Source organism: Streptomyces xiamenensis, from assembly GCF_000993785.3.
GTDB classification, from domain to species: domain Bacteria; phylum Actinomycetota; class Actinomycetes; order Streptomycetales; family Streptomycetaceae; genus Streptomyces; species Streptomyces xiamenensis.
The window spans coordinates 5,665,508-5,688,005 of the sequence record NZ_CP009922.3 but is presented as its reverse complement, the minus strand read 5'-3'; the positions used below and the strand labels follow the sequence as shown (position 1 = coordinate 5,688,005).

Below are 22,498 nucleotides of genomic sequence, written 5' to 3'. Positions count from 1 at the left end.
ACCCTCACGGGTGTGGCCGGGGCGCGGGCCCTGGCGGATCGAGTGACTCTCGCTTCGATGCCGCGATCGGTCGCGTCCCCAGGTGGGAATCGCGCGGGCCGCGGCCCGTGGTCCATCGGTGCCGATCGCACGGGGCGAGACAGCACCGCGGGAGACCGCTGACGGAAACAGCGGCCGCACCTCATCCGGGGAAGGGGCCCTTGCATCGTCGGACGGTGCGGCGATCACACGAAGAGGTGGCGGTGGGCCCTACTCCAGACGACCCGTCGCGTCAGGTCGTCGAGATGACCGGCGGCCACCCAGTGGACCTGGGGCTGGTTGCCCCGCTCGGCCAGTTGGCGGACCTGCTCGATGGTTCGTTCCTGCACGTCGATGACCGCCTCGACCAATCCCCCGGTGGAGGTGAGGCCGTAGGCGGCGGCGAAGAGTTCCATGCGGCCCCTGCGGTCAGGGGGCTGAGGGTAGCTCAGCCAGCGCAGGCATTCGACGTCATCGCGGAACGGGGCCACGTACTCCAGGGCGTAGGCGATGTCGTGGAGGCGCTCCGCCGGGCGGGCGTAGTCCCAGTCCAGAATGCCCACGGGGTCCGCACCTCGCCACACGACGTTCCACGGTCCGAAGTCGCCGTGGCAGATCACCTCGCCATCGGACGGGCCGTTCTCTCCGGTGCACCAGCTCAGCCCTTCGGGCAGGCGGAACCCGACAACAGCGTCGTGGTATGCGCGCAGCAGGCGGGCGAAGGCGATCAGGCCACGGTCGTCGACCACTCCGGCCCAACCCGCCGGCCCTGACGCGCCGTCCAGATAGGTGAGGATCTCGCGTCCCTCGTCGTCCATGCCCCGCACCCGTGGGGAGTACGGAAAACCGGCTTCCTCGAGGTACCGGAGCAGTGCGTGCACCGCCGGGGTCCACGGATGTACGGGGCGCCGGACGGTGTCGCCGACGCGCACCACCCTGCGGTGATCGTCATCTCGCAGCACGTACTCATCGGCCATGCGGGAAGGACCTCCTCGTGGCTGCCGGCCGTCGGCTTCTCACACGCGTCCGAGCATCGCCGGTCGTTGTCTCGACCGCCACAGCGTTTCCGTCCCGGCGGGCCCCTGTGTTCCGGGATCGGCCAGACGCCGGAGCCCGGCCTGACCCCGTTCGGTGAAGAAGGTGGCCGACGCCGGCGGCGGAACACGAGCGCGGGGCGCGGCTGTTCGACGTCTCCCGTGCGGGCACGCGAGGAGCCCGGCGGCCCGCAGTGGTGGGTCCGACCCCGCCACGTGGTGGGCTCAGGGGCGGTCGGGTTCTCCGGAATCGGCGTTGATCTCGACGGTGTCAGCGGATTCCAGGAAGGCGTAGAGGTCCTGGAGTTCGGCCGGGCCAGCCAGAGCCCGGCGGGCGCGGACCCCCCACTGCCCGGCGAGAGAGCGATCCCGCGAGGGTGCGGACGGCCTGGGGATCCGGACCCCTCCGGGGCTGCCCGGGTCGCGCACCGCCGGTACCGTCGCGGCCTCGGCCAGGACGGTGCCGGTGCGTTCGTCGATGGTGTACGCGGTGATCAGCGCACGGAGGGAGCCGGCCTTTTCGCCGACGGGCGCGGGCGCGGTGGGCAGCCCCTCCAGGACGACTCGGACGAACCGGGGATTCGCACCGCCCGAGACGATGACGGCCCGATGGCCGCCGGCGATGTGGAGGTGGGCGGTGTGCCGGGCCGGGACGCGCGCCGCGGCGAAGCGGACGAGATCCTCTCGAATGTGCCGTACGTCGCGCTGGTGGCGGACCAGCATGCGGCGCTGGCGGACCTGTGCGGCCGCCGGGAACACGAACCACAGGCCGACGACCAGCCACCATCCCTGGGCCGCCGCGAAGCCCACTGCTCCCAGCAACAGGAACCCCAGTGTCTGGAGCGTGTTGTGCGGCAGTCGGTTCGCCTCTGGCACGGGGAACCACCTCTCCTGCTCGGACCGGGCCCTGGCCGATGCGGGGTCCTCTTCCGCACCGCGTTGTGACCCGTGCGGACACTCCTCGGCATCGACCGGCCCACGACCGCCGGATGGGGCGCTGCGGGCCGCCCCAGGAGGGCAACATTTTCCCGACTCTCCGACCAGGTTGTCCACGGGTGGAGGACAACTGGACAGTCCGAGGGGAAGGGAGAGCGTGGGACGAAGGACGAGGCAGGATCGGGCCGCAGGCTCGCGCTCGACATGGGCCCCGGCCGGACGGTGCCCGACGCGATCGCCGTGCTCCGCGCGCTGGAACCGTTCGACATCGTCCTCCCCACAGGTACCGAGGTGTCCGCCCGCTACGGGTAGCGTGAGGCGCCGCAAATGCTCCCGGACGCGCGCCGTGCGCGGGGCCGCGACCCCCGGATCGCCACGGCCATCGTCGGCGTCTCCCGGCCCGAGCGCGTCGCCGGGACACGGCACACCGACACAGCGCCCCTGACCGCCCCCAGCCAGGAGAACACCATGCCCATCCGTACCGCGATCATCGGCTTCGGCACCGGCGGACGCGTCTTCCACGCGCCGCTGCTCACCGCCGAGCCGCGTTTCACCGTCTCCGCGATCGTGACCACCGACCCGGCGCGGGTCGCCGCCGCGGCCGACGCGTACCCGAGGGCCGACATCCTCTCCGGCCCGGACGAAGTGTTCGCCCGCGACGATCTCGGCCTCATCGTGATCACCAGCCCGAACAGCACCCACGCCCCGCTGGCGCGGCGCGCCATCGCCGCCGGGATCCCGGTCGTGATCGACAAGCCCCTGGGGATATCCAGCGCGGAGGCGCGTTCCCTGATCGAGGAGGCCGAGGCAGCCGGGGTTCCGCTCACCGTCTTCCAGAACCGGCGCTGGGACGGGGACTTCCTCACCCTCCGCCGGGCCCTGGCGGCGGGGGACATCGGTGAGGTCCACCAGTTCGAGTCCGCCTTCGAGAAGTGGGCGCCCACCCTCATCCAGCGCTGGAAGGACATCGCGACCCCCGAGGAGGGGGGAGGCATCCTCCTCGACCTTGGCCCCCATCTCATCGACCAGGCGCTCCTGCTGTTCGGGGACGTCGTCGCCATCCACGCCGAACTGGACCGGCGCCGCCCAGGCGCCGTGGCCGACGACGATGTGTTCCTCGCGCTCACCCACGCGAACGGCGTGCGTTCACGGCTCTGGATGAACGCGACGGCCCCCGCCAACCGGCCCCGTTTCCGGGTGCTCGGCTCGCGCGGGGTCCTCACCTCGCACGGCCTTGACCCCCAGGAACCGCAGTCGAAGGCCGGCCTGCGTCCGCTGGACCCGGGCTTCGGCGTCCACGCCGACGGCCGCACCGCGCTGCTCACGACACCCGACGGTGAGCGCCCCGCTCCGTTGCTGCCCGGCGAGCACCTGGCCTTCTACCGTGCCCTGGGCGACGCGCTCACCTCGGGAGCGCCGCTCCCGGTGGATCCCCGCGACTGCGTGCGCGGGCTGGAGATCATCGAGGCAGCGCGGCGGCCCGCGTGACCGCGCGCCCCGGGGCCGGTCCGAGCATCGGCGGTGCCCGTCCGGCCCGGTGTCAGGTGGCCGACGCGACCTCGGCGGTGCGTCTCCCGCGCCGCTCCGTCACAGCGTCCCCCTGCGGCGGAACCGGACGCGTCCTCCGCGCGCGGGGACCAGGGTCACCGCGGCCAGCCGTGCCGGTTCCGGTGGGCCGGCCGGTTCGGGCAAGGCCCGGGCCAGCACCTCGGTGACCACGATCTCGGCCTCCAACTGGGCCAGCGGTACCCCGATGCAGCGCCGCAGACCGCCGCCGAAGGGGGTGAGCGCGTACGGCAGGGGATCGGCGCCGAGGTGTCGTTCGGGCCGGAACGCGTGCGGTTGCGGCCACAGTTCGGGGTCGAGGTGGGTGATCGGGAACAGCGCCGCGACGAACGCGTGCCGCGGAACCGGGTGTCCGCCCAGCGAGGTGTCCTCGGCGGCGGTGCGCATGGCGTTGTAGACGGCGGGCCGGAGTCGGCCGGACTCCTTGATGACCGCCTTGAGCAACCGGTCCGAGCCCGCGTCGAGGTCGGCCACCAGGTCATCCCGCGTGTGGCCGTGGTGGGCGAGGAGGTGGAGGGTCCAGGCGATGGTGGTAGCCGTGGTCTCGTACCCGGCCAGCACCAGCCCGGTCAGTTCGTCCAGCAGCCGCTGGTCGCCGGGGCCCGCGTCGTAACGGTCCAGCAGCGTGGACAGGACATCGTCGCGGCTTTCGCGATCGGCCACCTCGCGGCGGGCGGCGATCTCTTCCCGGATCAACTCCCTTACGTGCAAGCGGAGTCGTCCGAAACGTCCGCCCGGGGACAGACGTCCCAGATCGCGGCGCAGCGGCGCGGGCAGGAAGAGGGTGGAGACGTTGCCGGTCCCGGCGAAGGCCGTCAACGCGTCCCGGAACACCGCGACCCGTGCCGGATCCCGCAGCCCGAAGACGACCCGCAGCACCACCTCCAGGGTCAGCCGTTGTGCCCAGGGCCGAGTCGGGCGGTCTCCGCCGGTCAGCAGGCCGGGCAGCGCGGCGCGGACAACCTCGCGGACGCGGTCCTCCCAGCCGGCCAGCTGCTTCCCCTGGAAGGGGGGCAACAGCAGTCTGCGGTGCGGCAGATGGCGCGGCGGGGGTGTGCAGATCAGTGAGCCCTCCCCCAGCGCCGGTCGCAGCAGGGCGGTCGCCCGGCCGCCGACGAACCGCTCGTGGTCGGTGAGAACGGCACGGTTGGTCGCGGCGTCCGTGGCACACACCAGCGCCGCGCGGTAGGGGTGCACGCGTGCGGAGAAGACCGGACCGAACCTCCGCCGCAGCGAGAGCCCGAATCCGCGCGGGTCGCGGAGCATGTGGGCGGTCTGTACGGCCCGTGGCGCGCGGGAGGCGGGGGGAAAGACGCGCGGGTCCCATCGCGGCTCCTGTCCGAACGCGTTGTCCAGCATGCTCCGCAGCCCTTCTCGCCGGTCGCCGTCCGATCCGGTCCGCCCCTGTGCGACGGACGGTCAACTGTCTCACGGACAGCAGCAATACGGCTGCGGAGTGTGAGAACTGGTGCCGGGACCGTGCGAAGAGCGCGGGGCCGGTGCGCCCGATGTGCCCGTTCCGGCGCGGGCCGGGTTCTCAGGCCCGGACGGCGGGGGCGACGGCCCGGGACTCCGTCAGGGTGGGGATGCGGCCCGTGCCGCCCCGGCCGGTGACCGACAGCGAGGCGGCGCCGATGCCCAGGCTCACCGCCGTCGGCAGCGGGTCGCCGAGCGCCAGACGTGCGGCCGTCGTTCCGGTGAGGACATCGCCCGCGCCGGTCGCGTCGACGGCGTCGGCCACCGTCGGGACCGGCAGGGTGAGCGGCTCCCCCGCCCCCGCCTCAGTGACGACCACCTGGTCGGCGCCCGAGGTGACCGCGGCAGCGCACCCCGAGCGCGAGGACGGCGCGGGCGGCGGTGAGCTAGCTGCTGGCCTGCCCGGCGTTCTGCTCACTGACGAACGAGCCGCGGCCCGGCGCGACCTCGATCAGATGCTGCGCCTCAAGACGCCGCAGCGCCTCGCGCACCACGTTGCGGCTGGCGGCGAACTGTTCGGCGAGTTCGCGCTCCGACGGCAGTTTCACCCCGGCGGCGATCTCCCCGGACCGGATCTCGTGCTCAAGCTGCCGTGCGATGCGCTCGGTCAGCAGCCCTCGCTGGGACGAGGGCAGGGCACGACCCGATGGTGAGGAAGGCGGGGCGGGCATGGTCAGGAGCTTAACAGCAGACCGGGACGGCGCTCCGCGCCGCGAAGACCCGCAACACCCCACGTCACGGGCCGTGGTCAGGGGCCCGGAGCGCGGGCGGCGCCGCTCGGTGGGCGCGGGCCCAGCCCTGGAATTCGGCGGTCGCCACCGTCTCGATCTGTTCCAGCAGCAGCCGGCGGGCGGCCTCGTCCCGTTCCGCCTCCGGGAGCAGTACGGGATCCTCGCCCGCACCGGGCCCCGGGGGCGTGGGAGGTGTTCCTCTGCGTATCAGCACCCCACCATGCTGCCCGACGCAGGTGCCGCCGCAGGGCCGCCGCACTGGTCCTCGACGGCCTGTCAGATGTCCGGCTCGGCCCCGTCGCGCGCCTCTTCCTCGGAGCCGCCGACGGATTCGTGCGTGATGTGCACGGATGCCTCCTCCGCCGAGGCCGCGCCGCCGTCGATCCCGACGTCCTCGCCGAACACATCGGTCTGCCGCCCCGTGGTGTCGTTCACCGCCACGAGACGACCGGCGCGCTCCTCGCCGCGGATCTCCTCCCGGGGTTCTCCCTCGCCCTGCGGAACGTCACCGATGCCGTTGTCGTCCCCCGGTGCGACATCGGGCCTCTCGCGGGCGAGCCGCCTGTCCAGGGATTCCCCCTCGTGCTCCTCCTCGTCCGTGGTCCCGAACGCGTCGACCGCCAAGGGCCGTTCGGGAGGGGAGTATCCCTCGGCCATCTGGTCGTCGAGGTCCCGCTCATCGAGGGTGTTCTCCATGTCGGGCTGCTCGTTCGGCGGCAAGCGGCCGTCGTCCTCCGCCGGCTGATACACGTCGTCACCGCGTGACTTGTCAGCCATGGGATGCTCCTTCGCGTCGGCTCGGTGTCCGGCCTCCGCCCGCACGGGTGGAGGGTCAGCGGCCCAGGGCCTTGCGCAGTTCCGCCTTGTTCATGGTCGAGCGGCCGTCGATGTTCTTCTTGCGGGCCTCGGCGTACAGCTGATCCCTGGTCGGCCCCTGCGCCCCCTCGTGGGACCGCTGCCCCCGCGGCGGTAGGCGGACTTGGGGTCACGTGTCGAGGTCTTGCTCGCCGTCTTCGTCTCACCGGCCCGGGCGCGCTGTTTGTTGACGGTCCGGGCGGCGATCTCCTCGGCACGCCCTTCGGAGGCGCCGCGCTTCCGCTGGCCCTTCCTGATGTGCTCGTACTGGCGTTCCTCTTTCGCGTTCGAACCGGCTGGCACCGCGTCGCTCCTCTCGCCGCTCCGGGCAGCGGCCCCCACGGGCCGCCGTTGCGCCGCGCCGGGTAGCCCGTGAGCGGCGTCCGAAACCTCCGCGGCCCAGAGGACGGGGCGGCCGGGGGGACGGGGTGCCGACCCGGAAGTCGTGGGAGGGCGGCGGCCCGGCGGTGGCGGACGGTGCGGCGGGGGGCGGGGGCGGGGGCGGGGGCGGGGGGCGGGAGAGCCTGGAGGAGTGGTACAGCCACTGGCTGGCAGACACGCCCGGGCCGGTCCGGGTGCTCGTCGCGGCCGAGCGGAAGTACGGCCCACCGATGCTGCGGGACCTGTACACCGCGCTGGGCGAGCGCATCCACCACGAGCGGGCGCCGATCGGCCCCGAGCTGTACGCCGCCGCGCATCCCGGGTTCTTCGAGTTCAAGCGCGGTCGGACCGAGTCCCCCGCGCCTCGTGAACGGACCGGGGGCGCGGGCGGGTCCGCCCGTGCGGCCCGTACAGCTCCTGGCGGTGGCGCAGTTCACCAACGCAATCGGGGACGGGGCATTCTACGCCTGTTCGGCACTGTTCTCCACCCAGGTCCTCGGGCTCCGCGCGTTCCGGGGCACCCCGTTTCACGAGTCGTCCGGCGGACAACTGACTGTCCGGCACGGCTTATGGCGGGGAACATCAGCCCATGGACAGTGAACCTCTTCAGATCCCGCTCGATCAGCTCCGCCGCGCTTTCGAAATGGCGCTCGATCACGTGGAGGCGTCGGCCGGCCGGACCGTGACGCTGGAGCACGACTTCTTCTGGTCCGTTCCGGGCGACGAACTCCACAACGTTCCCCACGAGCCGAGCGCCCTGACGATCGGGTCGCTCGCCGACTCGTGGCACCAGCTTGACGGCCTGTGCTCCGAACCGGAGCGAGCGGTGGCCCACCACCTGGTCTGGCTTGCCGATGTACTCCGTGCGATCGGACGGGAAGCAGCCTGTTGACCGGCCCGCGTCGGGGCCGGCTCTCGTACCCTCTGATCACCTGTGGCGGCGGAATGCCGCCGTCCCCCACCCGGAGGTGCGCGGTATGGGCCTGGTCCTGGGGCTGTGGGCCGCCGGTGAGATGCCGTACGGGGACGCGCTGTACCGGCCCGACGACACCGGCCTGGCCGTCCGGGTGGAGGGCCCCGGGGCGTACCACCCGGATGCCGGTCGGCCGATCCCCTTCCGGCTGGGCGGGCCGGTCGACGTCGCCCGGATCATCGAGGAGGAGGGGACGGCCGAGGCCGACCCCTGTTTCGAGAGCCCCCTGCCGGATGGTTCGGGGTGGCTGTCCGGCGGCGGCAGCGGGATGGGCAACGTCGGTTACCTCGCGCGTCTCGACGCCGATCGCTCGTTGCGGTGGGTGGCCGTGATGTGGAGTTCGAACCCGTTCATCGAGGTGCGCTTCGACGGCCTGACCGCCATGTGTGTCAACGACTGGCGGAATCTGCTCCCCCTCGACCTGACGCGACCCGCCCTCATCTGAGGGGCGGCCCGACCGGGAACCGGGCCACGCGGCCCGGCCCGCAGTCCTCGTGAGGATGCGGGCCGGGCCATCTGCGGCGCCGGAGGGCGGCGGTCACGCCTTCGTACGGGAGCGCCCCAGGAGGAGGGCGGAGACGAGGAAGAAGACGCCGCCGAGGAAGGCGTAGCCGGCCAGGCCGGTCAGGGAAGCGCTGTCCTGGCCCGCCTGGAGGATGAACGAGGTGCCCGCGAGGGTGGAGATTCCCCCGCTGGCGATCATGGCCCACTGCCCGCCCATCGCGCGGCGGACGGCGCCCACGATGAGCTGGACGAGGCCCGCGGTGATCGCCCAGGCCCCCCAGACCCGCAGGACGGCGGGGATGCCGGAGGTGACGGCGACGGCGAGACCGGCCGTGGTGACGGCACTGAGCGCGACGTTCATGTACAGGGCGCGCAAGGGCCGGCTGTTCGCCCGGGCCGACCTGATGTCCACGACGGCGCACGCCACGTCGAACAGCGGGTAGATCACCAGCAGGGTGGCGGTGAGGGCGCCGAGTGTGTCGGCGGTCGCGAACAGCAGCGCGGCCCACACAGCGGCGAACGCGAACCGCAGGAAGTACAGCTTGCGCAGGGCCGTGGAAACGCCGGTGGTCGCGGTGGTGGCGGGGGCGTCCGTGGACGGGCGGTCCAGCGGGAGCGGGTGGGTGCCGGTCGCCTGAGTCATCGGGGGGCTCCTGTCCCTGTCTGCGGAGAAATGGGCGGTCTGGCCGGTTCGGCCGACCGTTACGACGTGCGAAACGTGCGTTTGCCGGGTGAGGGGGCGGGACGAGGGGGTGCGCCCCGGGAGGCCCGGTGGACGGGTCCCCGGCCGCGAAGAGAGGGGTGCGGCGGAGAGCCACGCGGGCACCACCGTCCTGACGAGGGAGAACGTTCGGTCTCGCATCATCCAAGAGGGCGTCGGTGCCTTCTGTCAAGACCGAACGTTCTCCTTCATCGATGGGATAGGGTGGCCGCATGAGTGAGGGCACAGGAGGCGGCAGCACGTCGGCGGCGCGGGCGCGGCTGCTCGGCACGGCGACCAGGATCTTCTACGCCGAGGGGATCCACGCCGTCGGCGTCGACCGGATCATCGCGGAAGCCCAGGTCACGCGTGCCACGCTCTACCGGCACTTCGCCGGCAAGGAAGAACTCGTCCTCGCCTACCTCGACCTGGCCGACCGGGACATCCGGGCAGGGGTCGAGGCCGCCCGGTCGGGCGAGCCGTCACCGGCTGAGGCGGTCCGCGCGGTGTGCCGGTCCATCACCGACGCCATCCAGGGGCCGGCGTTCCGCGGCTGTGCCTTCCTCAACGCGGTGGCCGAGTATCCCGACCCCGCCCACCCCATCCACCAGGCGGTCCTGGCCCATCGCCAGTGGTTCCTGGACACCGTCACCGGGCTGCTCGCACAGGTCGGTGACGCACCCGCCGAGGAGGACGGCCGGCATCTCGTCATGCTCCGGGACGGCGCCATGGCCGCCGGCTGCCTCTTCGACACGAAGCTGCTGAGCGAGACCTTCCTGCGGGGTGTCGAGGGCATTCTGCGGGCGCGCGGCGCCTGAGCCGTCAGCGGGGGGATACGCCAGTCCCTCGGCGTTCGTGCCGCGTTCGTCAAGGAGTTCGGCAGTGCCCAGGGCCGTTGGGCGCGGCCGGAGCGGGAGGCGCCACCCGCCCGGGTGCGCCGAGACCGGTGCGGGCGGTGCTCCGGGCGGCGGACGTACGGGGGGTGGACCGTCCGTCCCGGATGTCGCGCGGGCCGGCGCCGAGCTCGCGGCGGCAGGCCTTGGTGAACGCCTGGAGGTCCGGGATGCCGACGGAGGACCTGCCCGGGGGTGAGGGCCGTCGCTTCGTCCCCGGCACGGCCGGCGCCACCGACGTGCCGGGGGTGTGGGTGGCCGGCAACGCCACCGGCCTCACAGCGCAGGTCGGTGCCGTCGCGGCGGCCGGAGCGCGTACGCGGCAGCCCGGCGAGAGCGGGGCGCGGCGGGGTGGCCCGCGTGCCCGGCTGATGCCGTACCGGTGGCGGTCCTCAGTTCTGCCCGCGCGAGGTCGGGCCCGGTTCCGGGATCCGGTCCATGAGTTCCGCGACGGCGACCATGTCCAGGTACGCGTACGCCCGCACCACCGCGTTCCCGCGCAGGGTCAGCACCCAGCAGTACTCGTTGCGGTAGGGCAGCCCGTCGAGGGCCGTCGCGTTTCCTTCGAAGCGGGCGATGACCGTGTCGCCGTCGGCCCACAGGTTCTGGGGCGTCATGTGCAGGTACGTCGCCAGTCGCGTCAGGATGGGCGCCGACCCCTCGTCCAGGAACTCCCGCTTGCTCCGGTAGGTCCGTCCGTTGACCACCGTCCACAGAACGCGCTCGTCCAGGATCTCGTAGAAGCTGCCGCCGTTGTTCTGTCGCGCGAACGCCCTGAGCACCAGGGTCTTGTTCAGGCGTTCACGGCCCGACGTACGGGAGCCGTCCGGCGCTTGGTGGGGGCGCGGGTTCGCCACGGCCGGTGGGCCGGTGAGCAACAGGCCACCTGTGACCGCCGCGAGGGAGACGAATCCGCGCCGACTGTTCCGTTCCATGTGCTCGCTCCTCCGTGTGGTCCACCGCTCGTGCCGTGCTGAGCACCACCTTCCGGCGGCGGCGGGCGAGCGGCCAGGACGTGCTCTCCCTGGACGGGTCGCACCCGGGTTCCTGTCGTCCCGGGGCGGCGCGCGGCGCCGGCCGCCGGATCACGACGGCGCGGTCCGCCGTTCCCCGGGGTGGGCGGCGGTGATCGGGAGGTCGCGCAGGGACAGCGAAGCCGGCCGGGGCAGCGGGGCCTGGGCGGGCCCGGCGCGGAAGGACTGGAGCAGATACGCCATCAGGCGCCTGGACGCCACATGGTCGTGCGGCAGGGCCGCCACCAGAGCGCAGTGGGACATCAGGGCCATGACGAGATCCGACGGGTGGAAGTCGGCCCGGAGCGCGCCCGCCGCCTGGGCCCTGCGGATCAGTGCGACGACGTCCCGCTCGGCCTGTTCGCGGACCCGCAGGTGTGCCCCGGCGCTGTCCGGGAACGCCGCGAGGAACGCGGCCGGGAACCCCTTCTCCTCCCGCTGAAGCGCGCAGACCGTCTCCACCAGTCGCTCGAAGCCCCGCCATGGGTCGGGGTCGGCCATCGCCTCGGTGAGCGCCCCCGCACAGGTCTCCATCTGCCGCGCGAACGCGGCCCGCACCAGGGCGTCACGGGTCGGGAAGCGCCGGTACAGCGTCGCCACCCCGACCCCGGCCCGTCGGGCGACGGTCGCCATCGACGCGTCGATCCCGTGCTCCGCGAAGACCGCGCGGGCCGCGGCCAGGACACGCTCGCGATTGCGCCGCGCGTCGGCCCGCAGCGCGCCCGGGCCCGTCATCCGAGAGGATTCCGCCATCGCTGTCTCTCACCTCCGGGGCAAACGGACGATGCCGTCCGTTTGTGAGCCTACCGTCGGTGCCCGATCCCCGGACGGCCGCGGACTGGCGAAGGTGAGAGCGACGATGAACGACCGCACGATGAAAGCAGTACTGTTCGACCGCTTCGGCGGACCCGAGGTGCTGTACGTGGGCCGGGTGCCACGCCCCGAGGCGGCGCCCGGGGAGGTGCTCGTGCGGGTGCACGCGTTCAGCGTCAACGGTGCGGATCCGGCGACGCGTTCGGGAACGTACCGGCTTCTCACCGGCAGGAGGTTCCCGCAAGGCGTCGGGCTGGACTTCACCGGTGAGGTCGCCGCGCTCGGCACCGGCGCGGCGGGTGTCGCGGTCGGCGACCGGGTGTGGGGCATCGTGGGCCGGGCCTCCGGGTTCGGCAGCGCCGCCGAGTACGTGGCTGTGCCGGCCGACCGGGTCGGCCTGGTGCCGGAGGGACTGGACCTGATCGCCGCCGCCGCTCTGCCGATCGCCACCACCGCCGTCACCGCGCTGCGCGACAAGGCCGCGCTGCGCCCCGGCGAACGGCTGCTGGTGCGCGGCGCGGCGGGCGGCGTCGGCAGCACCGCCGTGCAGCTCGGAACGGCGTACGGGGCCGAGGTCACGGGCCTGGCCCGCGCCGCCAACCTGGACTTCGTCCGCGCGCTCGGCGCCCGGCACGCCGTGGACCACCGGAGCGTCGCGCCGGCGGACCTGGGCTCCTACGACGTGGTCCTCGACACGGCGGGCACCGGGTTGCGGGCCTTCCGGCGCCTGCTGAAGCCCGGGGGGCGCATGGTGACGATCACCCCCGATCCCAAGCGCCTGCTCGCCTCGCTCGGCTACATCGCCGCCAGCACCGTCCACGGGCGCCGCCGGGTGCGTGCCTTCAGCGGCAACCCACGGCGCGGGGATTTCGACACCGTGGCCCGCCTGGTGAGCGAGGGGAAGCTCAGCCCGGCCGTGGACACGGTCTTCCCGCTGGAGGAGACGGCGGCGGCCCACCGGGCACTGGAGGCGGGGGGCGTGCGGGGGAAGTACCTGGTCCGGGTCGTCGAGGGCTGATCGCGGCCGACAAGGCGCGGCCGGCGCCACCGCCACGGCACCGGCGCTACGGTTCGACGACCGGGTGCACGCTTCCGGCCGCGCTGAGGGCCCGGTGGAGAGCCAGTTCGGCGGTGGCGCCCTCGGTCAGCAGGATCCCGGTGCAGGCGCGCTGGTCGGTCAGGTGCTCCACGCGATCCCCCGGCGCCATGGTCGGGTACCAGCGCGGGGCGCCGGGGAAGGTGTCCAGGCCGTCGAGTCCGGACCAGCCGGCGAGCGTTCCGGCGCGCGGGGCGTACACGAGGACGAACCCGGAGGCGGGGCCGGATGCGGGGGCGGCGTCCAGCAGCGGCGGGCGACGGCCGAGGGCGGTGTCGATCTCCGCCTCCTGGACGTTGGTGCCCAGCCGGCGGCTCAGTGCCTCGCCGACCAGCGCGCCGCCGATGCGGCGGTTGATCTCGACGAGTTCGGGCCCGTCGCCGGTGAGGACGAACTCCACGTGCGCGAAGCCGCGGTCGTGGCCCACGGCGGCCAGCAGTGTGCCCACCCAGGTCTCGATCCGCGCGTGGCCGCCGGCGGGGAGCGCGACGGGAAAGGCTGCGGCCTCCTCACGGACGGCGGGTTCGGGCGACATCTGCCGGCTGCACACCCCCAGCAGCCGGGTGTGCCCGTCCCAGCTGAGCGTTTCGGCGCTGTAGACCGGCCCCGCCAGGAACGTCTCGGCCAGCAGGTCTCCCTTGAGCGGGGTGCGGGACGCCGCGGTGAGGGCGGCGTGGAGCGCCGGTGCGTCGCGTACCGGCCACACCCCCCGCGAGGATGTGCCGGCGGTGTCCTTGAGAACGGCCGGCAGTCCGATGTCCCGCAGGACCTCCGGCGCGGCGGACGGGTCGGGTGCGACCCGTACGGCCCGCACCCGGCTCAGTCCCCGCTGGCTCAGGACCGTGCGGACCCGGTGCTTGTCACGGACCAGGCGGACGGCGGCCGGGTCGGGGCCGGGCAGCCCGAGCGCGGCGGCGATGTCGGCGCCGGGGACACCGAAGGTGTCGGTCGCGTTGATCAGCCCCCCGAGGTCGGGGACGCCGCGCAGGGCGGCGGTGCAGGCGGCGGTGTCGAGCGTGTCGATGTCCACGATGTCCAGCGCGTCCGCCGGCAGCCGGGCGAGTTCGTGGCGGTAGACGCTGCGGTCCCGGGTGAGCAGACACAGCCGGTGTCCGGCGTTCCCCGCGGCCCGGACCAGTCCCCCGAGGCCGAAGATGAGCAGTTCGAGTGCGGCGATGGTCATGACGGGGTCTCCTCGCCGTGGCGTCGGCGCCGCCACTCCATGACCGACCAGGGCGGTACCAGGTCGGCCAGATCGGTGATCTGGTGGGGTTTCAGGGTGCGGGCCTCCGGGATCTCCCGGTGGCGGGCGAATGCCCGCTCGGTGTAGCGGTGTCCGGTGTCGGGGCCGATGACCAGGTAGGTCTGCTCGGGATGGCGCACTGCCTCCCAGGCGGCGGTGAGGTAGGCGGCGCCGGTGGACAGGCCGGCGAAGACCGCGTGGTCGCGCAGCAGGGCGACGGCGCCCGCAGTGGCGTGCCGGAAGTCGATCCAGTGCAGCGTGTCGTACAGCTCGTGCCGTACGTTGCCGAACGGGATGGCGCTGCCGATCCCGGCGATGATCGCTTCCGGGTCCTGGAAGCGGTCGCTGCCGAAGGTGACGCTGCCGAACGGCTGGAGGCCGACCAGCCGTACGGAGACGCCGCGCCGGCGCAGCGGCAGGACGAGTCCGGCGGTGGAGGCCCCGGTGCCCACCGCGCCCACGACGGTCAGTTCGGGGCCGGGCAGCGCGGCGGTGACCAGGTCCGCGAACTCGCGGTAGCCCGCGTAGTGGATGGCGTCGTGGTACTGGCGCATCCAGTGCATGTCCGGGCGGCTGAGGAGGAGTTCGCGTACCCGGCGCACCCGGCGCTCCTGGTCAAGGCGCAGGTCCTGGGAGGGTGGCATCCGGTCGACGGTGGCGCCCAGGATCTCCAGCTGGGTGCGCAGGGTGGCGTCGACGGTCGTGGAGGCGACGATGTGGCAGCGCAGCCCGTAGCGGTGGCAGGCCATGGCCAGGGCCAGCGCGTAGATGCCGCTGGAACTGTCGACCAGGGTCTGCCCGGGGGTGATCGTGCCGCGCTCCAGCAGGGTGCGGACGGCGCCCAGCGCCGCGTACACCTTGAGGGTCTCGAAGCGGGCCAGCACGGTGTGCGGGGCGAGCCGGATCAGGTCGGGGGCCTTGACGGCGTCGGTGACGTGCTCGTGAACGGGAGCGGGGGCGGGAACCGCGTCCGGCTGCGGGTGCGGGTGCGGGCGCATGACGGTCACCGGCCCGCGGGCCGGACGCCGCGCACGATGAGCCGTTGGGCGCGCTGGTCGTACGGGGTGGCGTCGAAGCCGCCGAAGCACTGGACGTCCGTGAAGCCGGCCGCCTCGAACATCGCGGACAGTTCGGCCGCGCTGTAGAGCCAGCAACTGATCGACGCCTCGCGGGCCGTGTCTCCCCGGACCAGGGTCCAGTCGGTGCGCAGCCGCCGCCAGTTGTCGAGGATCGTGTCGCGCTGGATCACGTATCCGTCGTCGAGTTGGACGAGTTGGGGTCGGCCGATCCACCCGGCGAGCACTTCCTTGCCCATGACGTCGATCAGCAGCCGTCCGCCGGGCACCAGCGAGTCGAAGGCGTTGCGCAGTACCCGGGTGTTGTCCTCGTGCCGCTCGAAATAGCCGAAGGAGGTGAAGAGATTGAGCACCGCGTCGTAGGTGCGGGGCTCGCGGTGGGTCAGCATGTCGCCCTGGATCAGCCGGGCCCGTACACCGGCGCCGGCGGCGGCCTCCCGTGCCCGTTCCAGCATGAGCGCGCTCAAATCCACGCCGGTCACCGAATATCCCCGGGCGGCGAGCGGGACGAGGAATATCCCGGGACCGCAGCACAGGTCGAGCACGCGCTCCTGTTCCCCGAACCGGAGCAGGGGTGAGGTGGCCACCAGGCGGGCCATCTCGTCCCGTCTTCGCTCCGAGAACATCGTGCTGGAGAAATCCGACCAGAACGCCTCGTCCTCGTACCATTGCATGTCGTTTCGCTACCTCTCCGGAGAGCGGTACGGGATGGGATGGATGGCCGCTCGGCCCCGTGCGGGAAGGGGGCGCCCACCCCCGGATTCCATGAGAATGCGACCCGATAAGCATCTGCATGGTGCCCATGGCTTCGATCGGCAAAACGCTGAGAAATCAGCTCCATCAATTGGCCGGCGCGGGGAACCAGATGGACTCCGCAGCCGACTCATCAGCGGGAAACCGTTGTCCTTTTCCTTTTCCGGATCCTGAGGTTCCGTCAGTTCCGGCCGTCATCACCGCGGTGTGCCGCGTCTGCCTGCGGTCCTTCGTGAATGGCGTCATCCGGGCGGAAATTCGTCCGTTCACGGGCCTCCCTCAATCCCCGCACCGATGCGAGGATGAGCCGCCATGGGCAGAGCCGGGAGCCGACCGAGCAGGGTGTTGAGGGCCGCGATGTTCGCGGCCCTGTGCGTGCTGCTCGCGGCGGCCGGCCACATCCACGCCTCGGGGCAGCCGTTGCCGTGGTGGGCGCCGGCCCTCGCGCTGCCCGCGACCGGCGGCGCGACCTGGTTCCTCACCGGACGCGAACGCGGTGTCCCGGTGGTGCTGTCGGCGACGGTGGTCGCACAACTGGCGCTGCACCAGGCGTTCTCGCTGACCACGGCGGCGAGCGGCGCCCACGGACCGGCGCACGCCGGGCACCCGGACCCCGCGTCCGCCGGACCCGGTATGGCCCTCGCGCACCTCGCCGCCGCACTGGCGTCCGGCCTGTGGCTGGCGCACGGGGAACGCGCCGTCTTCCGCATCGCCCGGGCCGCGGGCGCGTGGCTGCTGGCCCCGCTGCGCCTGCTGCGCCGCGCGCCGTTCACCGCCCGGCGGCGCTGTCCGGCCGGAATCCCCAGGGCCCGCAGGTGGCGGCCCCGCGCCGCCCTGCGCATCGTCACCACACGGGGGCCGCCGGCCGGTTCCGCTGTCCTCTGACAGCCGGTTCCCGCCGCCGAACTCCCACTCCGGCAGCGGCACTCGGCCCGCCACCCCACGGGCCGGACCTCCCACGGGCGCGGTCCCCCCGCGCGTCCTTCGTACGTCCTTCGTGCGTCCGCGTCCGGTGACACGAAGGACTCGGTGTACCGATGACACCTGCCACGGCTGTGACCTTCCGACGCCCCCGGCCGCCCGCCCGGCACCGGCCCGCCGCTGTCGACGATGCCGTCACCCGGCTCGCCCTGGCCGCCCGCTCGGGCGACCCGGCCGCGGTGGACGCCTTCGTCCGGGCTCTCTACCGGGACATGCGGCGCTTCGTGGCCCATCTCTCGGGCGACCCGCGGCTGGCCGACGACCTCGTCCAGGAAACGTTTCTGCGGGCGCTGCGCAGCCTGCACCGGTTCGAGGGCCGCTCCTCCGCCCGTACCTGGATGCTGTCCATCGCCCGCCACACCGTGGCGGACAGCCTGCGGAGCGCCTCGGCCCGTCCCCGGCTCTCCGACTGGGAGGACTGGCAGACCGTGATCGAGCGCACCCAGCCGCGCGGCCTGCCGGGCTTCGAGGACGGCATCGCGCTGACCCAGCTGCTGGCGGCCCTCCCCTACGAGCGCCGCCACGCCTTCGTGCTGACCCAGCTCTTCGGCGTGCCCTACGAGGAGGCCGCCCGCATCCTGGGCTGCCCGATCGGCACGGTACGTTCCCGGGTGGCGCGGGCCCGGGCCTGCCTGCTCGCCGTGCTCATCGAGGCTGAACGGCAGGCCCGCCGGAGAACGGATGCGCCGGACGACCGCTGAGGGCGGGCCGTTTCCGAGGGGGTGCCGGGCGGTGGCCCGGCGCCCCCGTGCGGCGGTACCCGTGCACCGTGACCACCCGCCGTCCCGCGCCCCGCCCGGTTCCGGGAACTTCCCGGGGGCCGTGGCCGACCCGTAGTGCGGGGGCCGGCCACGCGCGGGCAGGTCCCGGGCAGGGGCTCAGCCGTCTCACCAGGATGCGTCGGAGGTCAGCCATGGGCGGGTGCGCGGAGGCCGGTGACGGCACCGCGCGGCGCTCGCGCCGTACCGGACGGGGGCGGGGGGTCTTCACGGGAGCACAGCTCGCACTGCTGGCGGGCGGTTTCCTCGTCAATCTCGGCACCTTCGCCGTCTACCCGTACCTGGCGGTGCTGCTGCGCGACCGGCTGGACGCCGGAATGGCGCAGGTCGGGATGGTGCTCGGGGCCGCCACACTGGTGCAGTTCGCGAGCGCGCCGTTCACGGCCGCCTTCGCCGAACGCGCCGGGCTCAAGCGGTCCCTGCTGCTCGCCACCTCCCTGTATCTCCTGGGCGCGGTGACGTATCTGTACGGGGCCGGCAGCCCGGCGCTGACGGTGCTCGCCCTCTTCCTCAGTTGCGGCGCGGGCGCGCTCTACTCCCCGGCGTTCCGCGGCTACCTCATCCACGCGGCGCCGCCCGCGCGACGGCCACGGCTGGTGTCCGCCGGTAACGCGGCCGGTCATCTCGGCGTCGCCGTGGGGCCGGTGGCGGGGGCGTTGTTCCTGCACGAGCCGGGCCGGCTGTTCACCGCGAACACGGTGCTCTACGCCGTGCTGGCGATCGGGCATCTGTTCCTGCGGCCCGAGCCCCCGGGGCCGGCCGGGGACGGGCCGGTCGTCGAGCCGTTCCGCCGGGTGCTGCGCGGGCTGGCGGTGGTCCCCTTCGCGGCGACCGTGCTCACGCACTACCTGTACATGCAGTTCTACCAGTACCTGTCGGTGTACGCGGAGGGCCGGCTGGCCACCGCGGGCTACGGCCTGATCATGATGGGGTACGCGCTCGGCCTGGTGGTGCTGCAACCCCTGCTCGCCGGCTGGATCGCGGACATCGGGCACCCCACCGCGATGGTCATCGGCTTCGGCTGCATGGCGGCGGGCATGACGGCGTTCGCCACCGGAGGGCCGGTGGGGGTGGCCGCCGGTGCCCTGGCGATGAGCGCCGGTACCGCGGTGCTGTTTCTCAAGAACGATCTGGAGGCGCTGGCCCGTTCGCGGCGCTCGGCGACGGTCACCTTCGGCCAGCAGCGGCTGGCGGTGGGCGTGGGTGCGCTGCTGAGCGGTGTGCTCGGCGGCCGGCTGTACGGCGTGTTCGAACGGGCCGGACTGCTGCCCGGGTTCTGGCTGGCCGTCGCGGCCCAGTGCGTGCTGCTTCCGCCACTGCTCCTGGCGGCGGTCCGGGGTCCGTGCCGGCCGGGTCGGCGGTGAGCGGGCCCCGCGACGGGTGACCCCGCGCCGAGCGGGGCCACTCAGGGCACGGGTGCCGCCGGCTTCTCGTACACGGTGACGTAGGTGCCCTCGGCCGTGAACGGTTCCCGTCGCCAGCCGCCCCACCGGTGGCGGCGTTCGAGCCCGGCCAGGCGTGCCATCAGGTCGAGTTCGCTGGGCCAGGCGTAGCGCATGGAGGCCGGGGCCAGCCGGATCCCGTTGTTGGTGATGAGCACATGGTGGCCGTCGAAGCGCTGTTCGACCGGGTCGTGGCGGACGGCGACGAGCCGTACCCGGTCCAGGCCCACCTGGTGCACCTCCAGGTTCTGGTCGTGCCGGTAGCGGGCGACGTCCGGCATGGGGCATTCGAGAACGAAGCGGCCGCCGGGGACGAGACGCCGGGCGGCGTTGGTGAAGCAGCGCACCTGCTCCTCCTGCGTCAGCAGGAAGAAGAGGGTGGAGAACACGACGAACACCATGGCGAACCGGTCATCGCCCTCCGGGTCGACATCCGCCATGTCGCCGATGGTGACCGGGATCCGCTCGCCGCCGGGCTTGGCCCGCATCCGCTCCACCATGGCCACGGAGGCGTCGATGCCCCGCAGATCCACCCCCCGCGCGGCCAGCGGAATCGTCACCCGGCCGGTGCCCACCGCCAGCTCCAGCACCGGTCCCGGCGGCCCGTCCTCGATCAGCTCCGCCAGCCGGTCCACCGCGTCGGTGGGGTCGAGTGCGGCGTGCCACTCGTCATAGACGTCGGCGTTGTGCTCTCCGTAGCTCTCCGGTCCCTGGTTCTCCATGAGGTGTCCTCCCCGAAGGTCGGTTGAGCGGCGATCCGCCACATGTCTGGTCGGGCGGCCGGCCGGAAAAGTTCCCGCCGGCGGGGGCCATGGCCCGACGCGGTAGTGCCGAGACCGCGCGACTGACGTGGCGTCAGTTGTCACGTGGAGGGGCCTCCTCCCGTCACATCCCGCTTCGGAGCACCGGGTCACGACTCCGCAAAATCCGCGTTGACCTGCACTTTTATCCGAAGAGGAGAACAGAGTCCAGGGTGTCGTCAAAAAGGTCTGCGTTACTGGTTACTAGATTGTCAACAATCTTGTAGGCTCAGCCGCCATCACGCTCCTGGCAACCGAGGAGACCCCATGACGGTGTGTGCGGTAATCGGGCTCGGCGAGGCCGGCCGGCTCTATGCGGGCGGTCTGCGCGACGCCGGCTTCACGGTGCGCGGGTACGACCCGTTCACCAGGATCGACGAGCCGGGGATCACCCAGTACGACGTGCTGGCCGAGGCCCTGGACAGGGCCACGATGGTGCTCAGCCTGGTCGGGGCCCGGGCCGCGGCGGAGGTACTGGAGCAGGCCGCGCCCCGGCTGCGGCCCGGGACGGTCTACGCCGATCTCAACACCGCCGCCCCCGGCCTCAAGCGCTCCCTGGAGGAGCGCGTCGTCGCCGGTGGCTCGCTGTTCGCGGATGTCGCCGTGCTGGCACCGGTCCCCCGGGCCGGGCTGCGCACCCCGCTGCTGGTCAGCGGCACCGGAGCGCCGCACGTGGCGCGTGCGCTGGAACCCGCCGGGGTACCGGTGGAGACCATCGACGCGCCGGCCGGTGCCGCGGCGGCGCGCAAGCTGCTGCGCAGCGTCTTCATGAAGGGCCTCGCCGGGGTCGTCCTGGAGACGCTCAACGCCGCGGAGACGGACGGCAGTACGGCGTGGATCACCGCGCAGATGGCCGCCGAGTTCGGCGACGGCGGCGAGGCCCTCATCAGCCGGCTGGCCGAGGGCAGCCGCGCGCACGCCGGGCGCCGTGTCCATGAGATGAGCGACGCCATCGACCATCTCGACGCGCTCGGGCAGCCGTCCTGGGTCGCCCAGGCCTCCCGGCAGTGGCTTCAGCGGCTGGCGGACGAGCCGCGTACCGCCTCCTGACGCCACCTCCCCCTCCCAGAGAAAGAGAACACACATGTCTGCCAAGCGTCTTCTTGTCGTCGGTGCCCACAGCGCCGACTTCGTCTGGCGTGCCGCCGGGGTCATCGCCAAGCACACCCGGGCGGGCGGCGAAGCACGCGTCATCTCGCTGTCCTACGGTGAGCGCGGCGAGTCCGGCGAGCTGTGGAAGGTCCCCGGACAAACGATCGAGAACGTGAAGAAGGCCCGGCACGCCGAGGCGTCCGAGGCGGCGGCGGCCGTGGGCGCCTCCTTCGAGAGCCTGGACCTGGGCGACTACCCGCTCATCGGCGGGCGGGAGGCCATCGACACCCTGGCCGAGATCATCCGTGACTGGCAGCCGCACATCGTGCTGACCCACCCGGACAAGGACCCCTTCAACCCGGATCACCCGGTCGCCCACGAGGTGGTGTCGCAGGCCCGCCTCCTGACCTCGGGCGCCGTGGTGGAGGCCGGTTTCCGCACCGCTCCGCCCACCGAGTTCCTGGTGTTCGAGCCGCACCAGCCGGAGCTGTGCGGCTTCGTGCCCTCCGTCTTCGTGGACATCACCGAGGTGTTCGAGGCGAAGAAGGAGGCCATGGCCGCGATGCGGGCCCAGGTCTACCTCCAGCAGTACTACACCGAGCGCGCCGAGCACCGCGGCAACCACGCCCGCAAGGTGACCGGCGACAAGGAGATCCGTCAGGCCGAGGCGTTCCAGCGCATCGTGCCGAACGTGGTGGGTGCCCTGTGAGCGCCGCCGCCGGGGACATCGCGGAGCTGGCACGCCTGGGATCGTCCACCGTGTACGAGGCGCGGGGCCGCCGGGGACTGGTGGAGCAGCGCTTCCAGCGGCTGCTGCCCGGATCGCGGGTCGCCGGTCCCGCGCGCACCGTGCTGTGCGCGCAGAACGACAACCGCGGCGTGCACGAGCTGGTCTCCCGGTTGCAGCCGGGGGAGATCGCGGTGCTGACGATGCCCGAACCCGAACCGGTCGCGCTGATCGGGGATCTGCTGGTCACCCAGCTGAAGGAGCGCGGGGCCGCCGGTGTGCTGGTCGACGGCGCGGTGCGCGACCTGGACGAGCTGGTCGGGATGGGGGTGCCGATCTGGGCCCGCTGGGTGCACGCGCGCGGCGCGGCCAAGGACCGGCGCGGCACGGTGGACGCGCCCGTCCGGGTGGGCGGGGCGACGATCCGTACCGGTGACGTCGTGGTGCTCGACGGCGACTGCGTGGTGGTCGTGGAGGCGGAGGAGGTCGCCGCGGCGGTGACCCTGGCGCAGGCCAGGGAACGCAAGGAGGAGGCGTCGCGCCGCACGTACCTGGCGGGGGCGATCTCCTACGACCTGTACGGGTTCCGCGCCCAGGACCAGGGTGAGGAGTAGCC

At 72.9% G+C, this 22,498-nt stretch carries 25 protein-coding genes and 2 pseudogenes; 12 read left to right on the top strand and 15 right to left on the bottom strand.

Going from position 1 to position 22,498, the window contains the following annotated elements:
- Window positions 1-224 precede the first annotated feature (224 nt).
- Entirely contained in the window at window positions 225-995 is a 771-nt protein-coding gene (locus SXIM_RS25970; protein ID WP_046725248.1) for an aminoglycoside phosphotransferase family protein, read from the bottom strand.
- Between the two features lie 282 nt (window positions 996-1,277).
- Window positions 1,278-1,928: a hypothetical protein gene (locus SXIM_RS25965; RefSeq protein ID WP_046725247.1), complete on the bottom strand. Its 651-nt coding sequence runs from the start codon at window positions 1,926-1,928 to the stop codon at window positions 1,278-1,280.
- A 387-nt stretch (window positions 1,929-2,315) separates the two neighbouring features.
- On the opposite strand from SXIM_RS25965, the gene SXIM_RS25960 reads away from it, so the two are divergent.
- On the top strand, window positions 2,316-3,476 hold the full coding sequence (locus SXIM_RS25960) for a Gfo/Idh/MocA family protein (protein WP_234307009.1): 1,161 nt from the start codon (window positions 2,316-2,318) through the stop codon (window positions 3,474-3,476).
- Between the two features lie 99 nt (window positions 3,477-3,575).
- On the opposite strand, the gene SXIM_RS25955 is transcribed toward SXIM_RS25960, so the two are convergent.
- The 6 genes and pseudogenes from SXIM_RS25955 to SXIM_RS28400 form a co-directional block, all read right to left on the bottom strand.
- Entirely contained in the window at window positions 3,576-4,913 is a 1,338-nt protein-coding gene (locus SXIM_RS25955; RefSeq protein ID WP_246156941.1) for a cytochrome P450, read from the bottom strand.
- A 178-nt stretch (window positions 4,914-5,091) separates the two neighbouring features.
- Window positions 5,092-5,448 (bottom strand): PfkB family carbohydrate kinase, encoded by a 357-nt coding sequence (locus SXIM_RS25950; protein WP_107073964.1) that lies wholly within the window; start codon window positions 5,446-5,448, stop codon window positions 5,092-5,094.
- Window positions 5,426-5,701 (bottom strand): annotated as a pseudogene (locus SXIM_RS25945) (winged helix-turn-helix domain-containing protein); the annotation flags it as partial. The gene SXIM_RS25950 and the pseudogene SXIM_RS25945, both read right to left, overlap by 23 nt.
- Window positions 5,702-5,765: 64 nt before the next feature.
- Window positions 5,766-5,975, bottom strand: coding sequence for a hypothetical protein (locus SXIM_RS25940; protein ID WP_046725246.1), 210 nt, complete (start codon window positions 5,973-5,975; stop codon window positions 5,766-5,768).
- Window positions 5,976-6,037: 62 nt separating this feature from the next.
- Complete coding sequence (locus SXIM_RS25935; protein WP_030739085.1) at window positions 6,038-6,538, bottom strand: DUF5709 domain-containing protein; 501 nt, start codon at window positions 6,536-6,538, stop codon at window positions 6,038-6,040.
- Between the two features lie 55 nt (window positions 6,539-6,593).
- Window positions 6,594-6,919 (bottom strand): annotated as a pseudogene (locus SXIM_RS28400) (plasmid stabilization protein).
- Between the two features lie 125 nt (window positions 6,920-7,044).
- Between SXIM_RS28400 and SXIM_RS28870 the strand changes: the two are divergent.
- The 3 genes from SXIM_RS28870 to SXIM_RS25915 all read left to right on the top strand — a co-directional run bounded on the left by SXIM_RS28870 (window position 7,045) and on the right by SXIM_RS25915 (window position 8,415).
- Window positions 7,045-7,683 (top strand): mycothiol-dependent nitroreductase Rv2466c family protein, encoded by a 639-nt coding sequence (locus SXIM_RS28870; RefSeq protein ID WP_425473477.1) that lies wholly within the window; start codon window positions 7,045-7,047, stop codon window positions 7,681-7,683.
- A complete protein-coding gene (locus tag SXIM_RS25920; protein ID WP_030732088.1) occupies window positions 7,587-7,889 on the top strand; it encodes a hypothetical protein in 303 nt (100 codons plus the stop codon). The genes SXIM_RS28870 and SXIM_RS25920 overlap by 97 nt, the downstream gene beginning before the upstream one ends.
- An 85-nt stretch (window positions 7,890-7,974) precedes the next feature.
- Entirely contained in the window at window positions 7,975-8,415 is a 441-nt protein-coding gene (locus SXIM_RS25915; RefSeq protein WP_030732086.1) for a hypothetical protein, read from the top strand.
- A gap of 93 nt (window positions 8,416-8,508) precedes the next feature.
- On the opposite strand, the gene SXIM_RS25910 is transcribed toward SXIM_RS25915, so the two are convergent.
- Window positions 8,509-9,117, bottom strand: coding sequence for a hypothetical protein (locus SXIM_RS25910; protein WP_425473476.1), 609 nt, complete (start codon window positions 9,115-9,117; stop codon window positions 8,509-8,511).
- 290 nt (window positions 9,118-9,407) lie between these two features.
- Between SXIM_RS25910 and SXIM_RS25905 the strand changes: the two genes are divergently transcribed.
- A complete protein-coding gene (locus SXIM_RS25905; protein ID WP_046725245.1) occupies window positions 9,408-9,992 on the top strand; it encodes a TetR/AcrR family transcriptional regulator in 585 nt (194 codons plus the stop codon).
- A gap of 467 nt (window positions 9,993-10,459) precedes the next feature.
- On the opposite strand, the gene SXIM_RS25890 is transcribed toward SXIM_RS25905, so the two are convergent.
- A complete protein-coding gene (locus SXIM_RS25890) occupies window positions 10,460-11,002 on the bottom strand; it encodes a nuclear transport factor 2 family protein (RefSeq protein ID WP_078847040.1) in 543 nt (180 codons plus the stop codon).
- Window positions 11,003-11,152: 150 nt separating this feature from the next.
- Complete coding sequence (locus tag SXIM_RS25885; RefSeq protein WP_046725244.1) at window positions 11,153-11,833, bottom strand: TetR/AcrR family transcriptional regulator; 681 nt, start codon at window positions 11,831-11,833, stop codon at window positions 11,153-11,155.
- A gap of 106 nt (window positions 11,834-11,939) precedes the next feature.
- On the opposite strand from SXIM_RS25885, the gene SXIM_RS25880 reads away from it, so the two are divergent.
- Window positions 11,940-12,911, top strand: coding sequence for an NAD(P)-dependent alcohol dehydrogenase (locus tag SXIM_RS25880; RefSeq protein ID WP_030732075.1), 972 nt, complete (start codon window positions 11,940-11,942; stop codon window positions 12,909-12,911).
- Window positions 12,912-12,957: 46 nt separating this feature from the next.
- Here SXIM_RS25880 and SXIM_RS25875 read toward each other — a convergent pair whose 3' ends face one another.
- Genes SXIM_RS25875 through SXIM_RS25865 form a run of 3 tightly spaced genes read right to left on the bottom strand, consistent with a single transcriptional unit; the run spans window position 12,958 to window position 15,982 of the window.
- Entirely contained in the window at window positions 12,958-14,172 is a 1,215-nt protein-coding gene (locus SXIM_RS25875) for an ATP-grasp domain-containing protein (RefSeq protein WP_046725243.1), read from the bottom strand.
- Window positions 14,169-15,230 (bottom strand): pyridoxal-phosphate dependent enzyme, encoded by a 1,062-nt coding sequence (locus SXIM_RS25870; RefSeq protein ID WP_046725242.1) that lies wholly within the window; start codon window positions 15,228-15,230, stop codon window positions 14,169-14,171. The genes SXIM_RS25875 and SXIM_RS25870 overlap by 4 nt, the downstream gene beginning before the upstream one ends.
- A 5-nt stretch (window positions 15,231-15,235) precedes the next feature.
- Window positions 15,236-15,982: a class I SAM-dependent methyltransferase gene (locus tag SXIM_RS25865; protein WP_030732065.1), complete on the bottom strand. Its 747-nt coding sequence runs from the start codon at window positions 15,980-15,982 to the stop codon at window positions 15,236-15,238.
- Between the two features lie 436 nt (window positions 15,983-16,418).
- Between SXIM_RS25865 and SXIM_RS25860 the strand changes: the two genes are divergently transcribed.
- From SXIM_RS25860 to SXIM_RS25850, 3 genes are all read left to right on the top strand, one after another.
- On the top strand, window positions 16,419-16,946 hold the full coding sequence (locus SXIM_RS25860; RefSeq protein ID WP_046725241.1) for a hypothetical protein: 528 nt from the start codon (window positions 16,419-16,421) through the stop codon (window positions 16,944-16,946).
- A 152-nt stretch (window positions 16,947-17,098) separates the two neighbouring features.
- Window positions 17,099-17,743 (top strand): sigma-70 family RNA polymerase sigma factor, encoded by a 645-nt coding sequence (locus SXIM_RS25855; RefSeq protein WP_046725240.1) that lies wholly within the window; start codon window positions 17,099-17,101, stop codon window positions 17,741-17,743.
- 212 nt (window positions 17,744-17,955) lie between these two features.
- Window positions 17,956-19,185, top strand: coding sequence for an MFS transporter (locus tag SXIM_RS25850; protein WP_046725239.1), 1,230 nt, complete (start codon window positions 17,956-17,958; stop codon window positions 19,183-19,185).
- A gap of 41 nt (window positions 19,186-19,226) precedes the next feature.
- Here the strand turns inward: SXIM_RS25850 and SXIM_RS25845 are convergent, their stop codons facing one another.
- Entirely contained in the window at window positions 19,227-19,985 is a 759-nt protein-coding gene (locus SXIM_RS25845) for a class I SAM-dependent DNA methyltransferase (RefSeq protein ID WP_046725238.1), read from the bottom strand.
- Window positions 19,986-20,330: 345 nt separating this feature from the next.
- Between SXIM_RS25845 and SXIM_RS25840 the strand changes: the two genes are divergently transcribed.
- The 3 genes from SXIM_RS25840 to SXIM_RS25830 are packed head-to-tail and all read left to right on the top strand — an operon-like array spanning window position 20,331 to window position 22,496.
- A complete protein-coding gene (locus tag SXIM_RS25840) occupies window positions 20,331-21,113 on the top strand; it encodes an NAD(P)-dependent oxidoreductase (protein WP_030732048.1) in 783 nt (260 codons plus the stop codon).
- A gap of 34 nt (window positions 21,114-21,147) precedes the next feature.
- Window positions 21,148-21,864: a PIG-L deacetylase family protein gene (locus tag SXIM_RS25835; protein WP_030732045.1), complete on the top strand. Its 717-nt coding sequence runs from the start codon at window positions 21,148-21,150 to the stop codon at window positions 21,862-21,864.
- A complete protein-coding gene (locus tag SXIM_RS25830) occupies window positions 21,861-22,496 on the top strand; it encodes an RraA family protein (RefSeq protein WP_030732043.1) in 636 nt (211 codons plus the stop codon). Before SXIM_RS25835 ends, SXIM_RS25830 begins: the two co-directional genes overlap by 4 nt.
- The last annotated feature ends 2 nt before the right edge of the window (window positions 22,497-22,498 follow it).

Bases quoted from the DNA above. Each gene is read 5' to 3' on its own strand.
- SXIM_RS25880 (WP_030732075.1), top strand. From the start codon at position 11,940: ATGAACGACCGCACGATGAAAGCAGTACTGTTCGACCGCTTCGGCGGA.
- SXIM_RS25955 (WP_246156941.1), bottom strand. From the start codon at position 4,913: ATGCTGGACAACGCGTTCGGACAGGAGCCGCGATGGGACCCGCGCGTC.
- SXIM_RS25890 (WP_078847040.1), bottom strand. From the start codon at position 11,002: ATGGAACGGAACAGTCGGCGCGGATTCGTCTCCCTCGCGGCGGTCACA.
- SXIM_RS25860 (WP_046725241.1), top strand. From the start codon at position 16,419: ATGTTCGCGGCCCTGTGCGTGCTGCTCGCGGCGGCCGGCCACATCCAC.
- SXIM_RS25905 (WP_046725245.1), top strand. From the start codon at position 9,408: ATGAGTGAGGGCACAGGAGGCGGCAGCACGTCGGCGGCGCGGGCGCGG.
- SXIM_RS25920 (WP_030732088.1), top strand. From the start codon at position 7,587: ATGGACAGTGAACCTCTTCAGATCCCGCTCGATCAGCTCCGCCGCGCT.
- SXIM_RS25840 (WP_030732048.1), top strand. From the start codon at position 20,331: ATGACGGTGTGTGCGGTAATCGGGCTCGGCGAGGCCGGCCGGCTCTAT.
- SXIM_RS25915 (WP_030732086.1), top strand. From the start codon at position 7,975: ATGGGCCTGGTCCTGGGGCTGTGGGCCGCCGGTGAGATGCCGTACGGG.
- SXIM_RS25970 (WP_046725248.1), bottom strand. From the start codon at position 995: ATGGCCGATGAGTACGTGCTGCGAGATGACGATCACCGCAGGGTGGTG.
- SXIM_RS25960 (WP_234307009.1), top strand. From the start codon at position 2,316: ATGCTCCCGGACGCGCGCCGTGCGCGGGGCCGCGACCCCCGGATCGCC.
- SXIM_RS25875 (WP_046725243.1), bottom strand. From the start codon at position 14,172: ATGACCATCGCCGCACTCGAACTGCTCATCTTCGGCCTCGGGGGACTG.
- SXIM_RS25885 (WP_046725244.1), bottom strand. From the start codon at position 11,833: ATGGCGGAATCCTCTCGGATGACGGGCCCGGGCGCGCTGCGGGCCGAC.
- SXIM_RS25850 (WP_046725239.1), top strand. From the start codon at position 17,956: ATGGGCGGGTGCGCGGAGGCCGGTGACGGCACCGCGCGGCGCTCGCGC.
- SXIM_RS25845 (WP_046725238.1), bottom strand. From the start codon at position 19,985: ATGGAGAACCAGGGACCGGAGAGCTACGGAGAGCACAACGCCGACGTC.
- SXIM_RS25935 (WP_030739085.1), bottom strand. From the start codon at position 6,538: ATGGCTGACAAGTCACGCGGTGACGACGTGTATCAGCCGGCGGAGGAC.
- SXIM_RS25870 (WP_046725242.1), bottom strand. From the start codon at position 15,230: ATGCGCCCGCACCCGCACCCGCAGCCGGACGCGGTTCCCGCCCCCGCT.
- SXIM_RS25865 (WP_030732065.1), bottom strand. From the start codon at position 15,982: ATGCAATGGTACGAGGACGAGGCGTTCTGGTCGGATTTCTCCAGCACG.
- SXIM_RS25910 (WP_425473476.1), bottom strand. From the start codon at position 9,117: ATGACTCAGGCGACCGGCACCCACCCGCTCCCGCTGGACCGCCCGTCC.
- SXIM_RS25835 (WP_030732045.1), top strand. From the start codon at position 21,148: ATGTCTGCCAAGCGTCTTCTTGTCGTCGGTGCCCACAGCGCCGACTTC.
- SXIM_RS25855 (WP_046725240.1), top strand. From the start codon at position 17,099: ATGACACCTGCCACGGCTGTGACCTTCCGACGCCCCCGGCCGCCCGCC.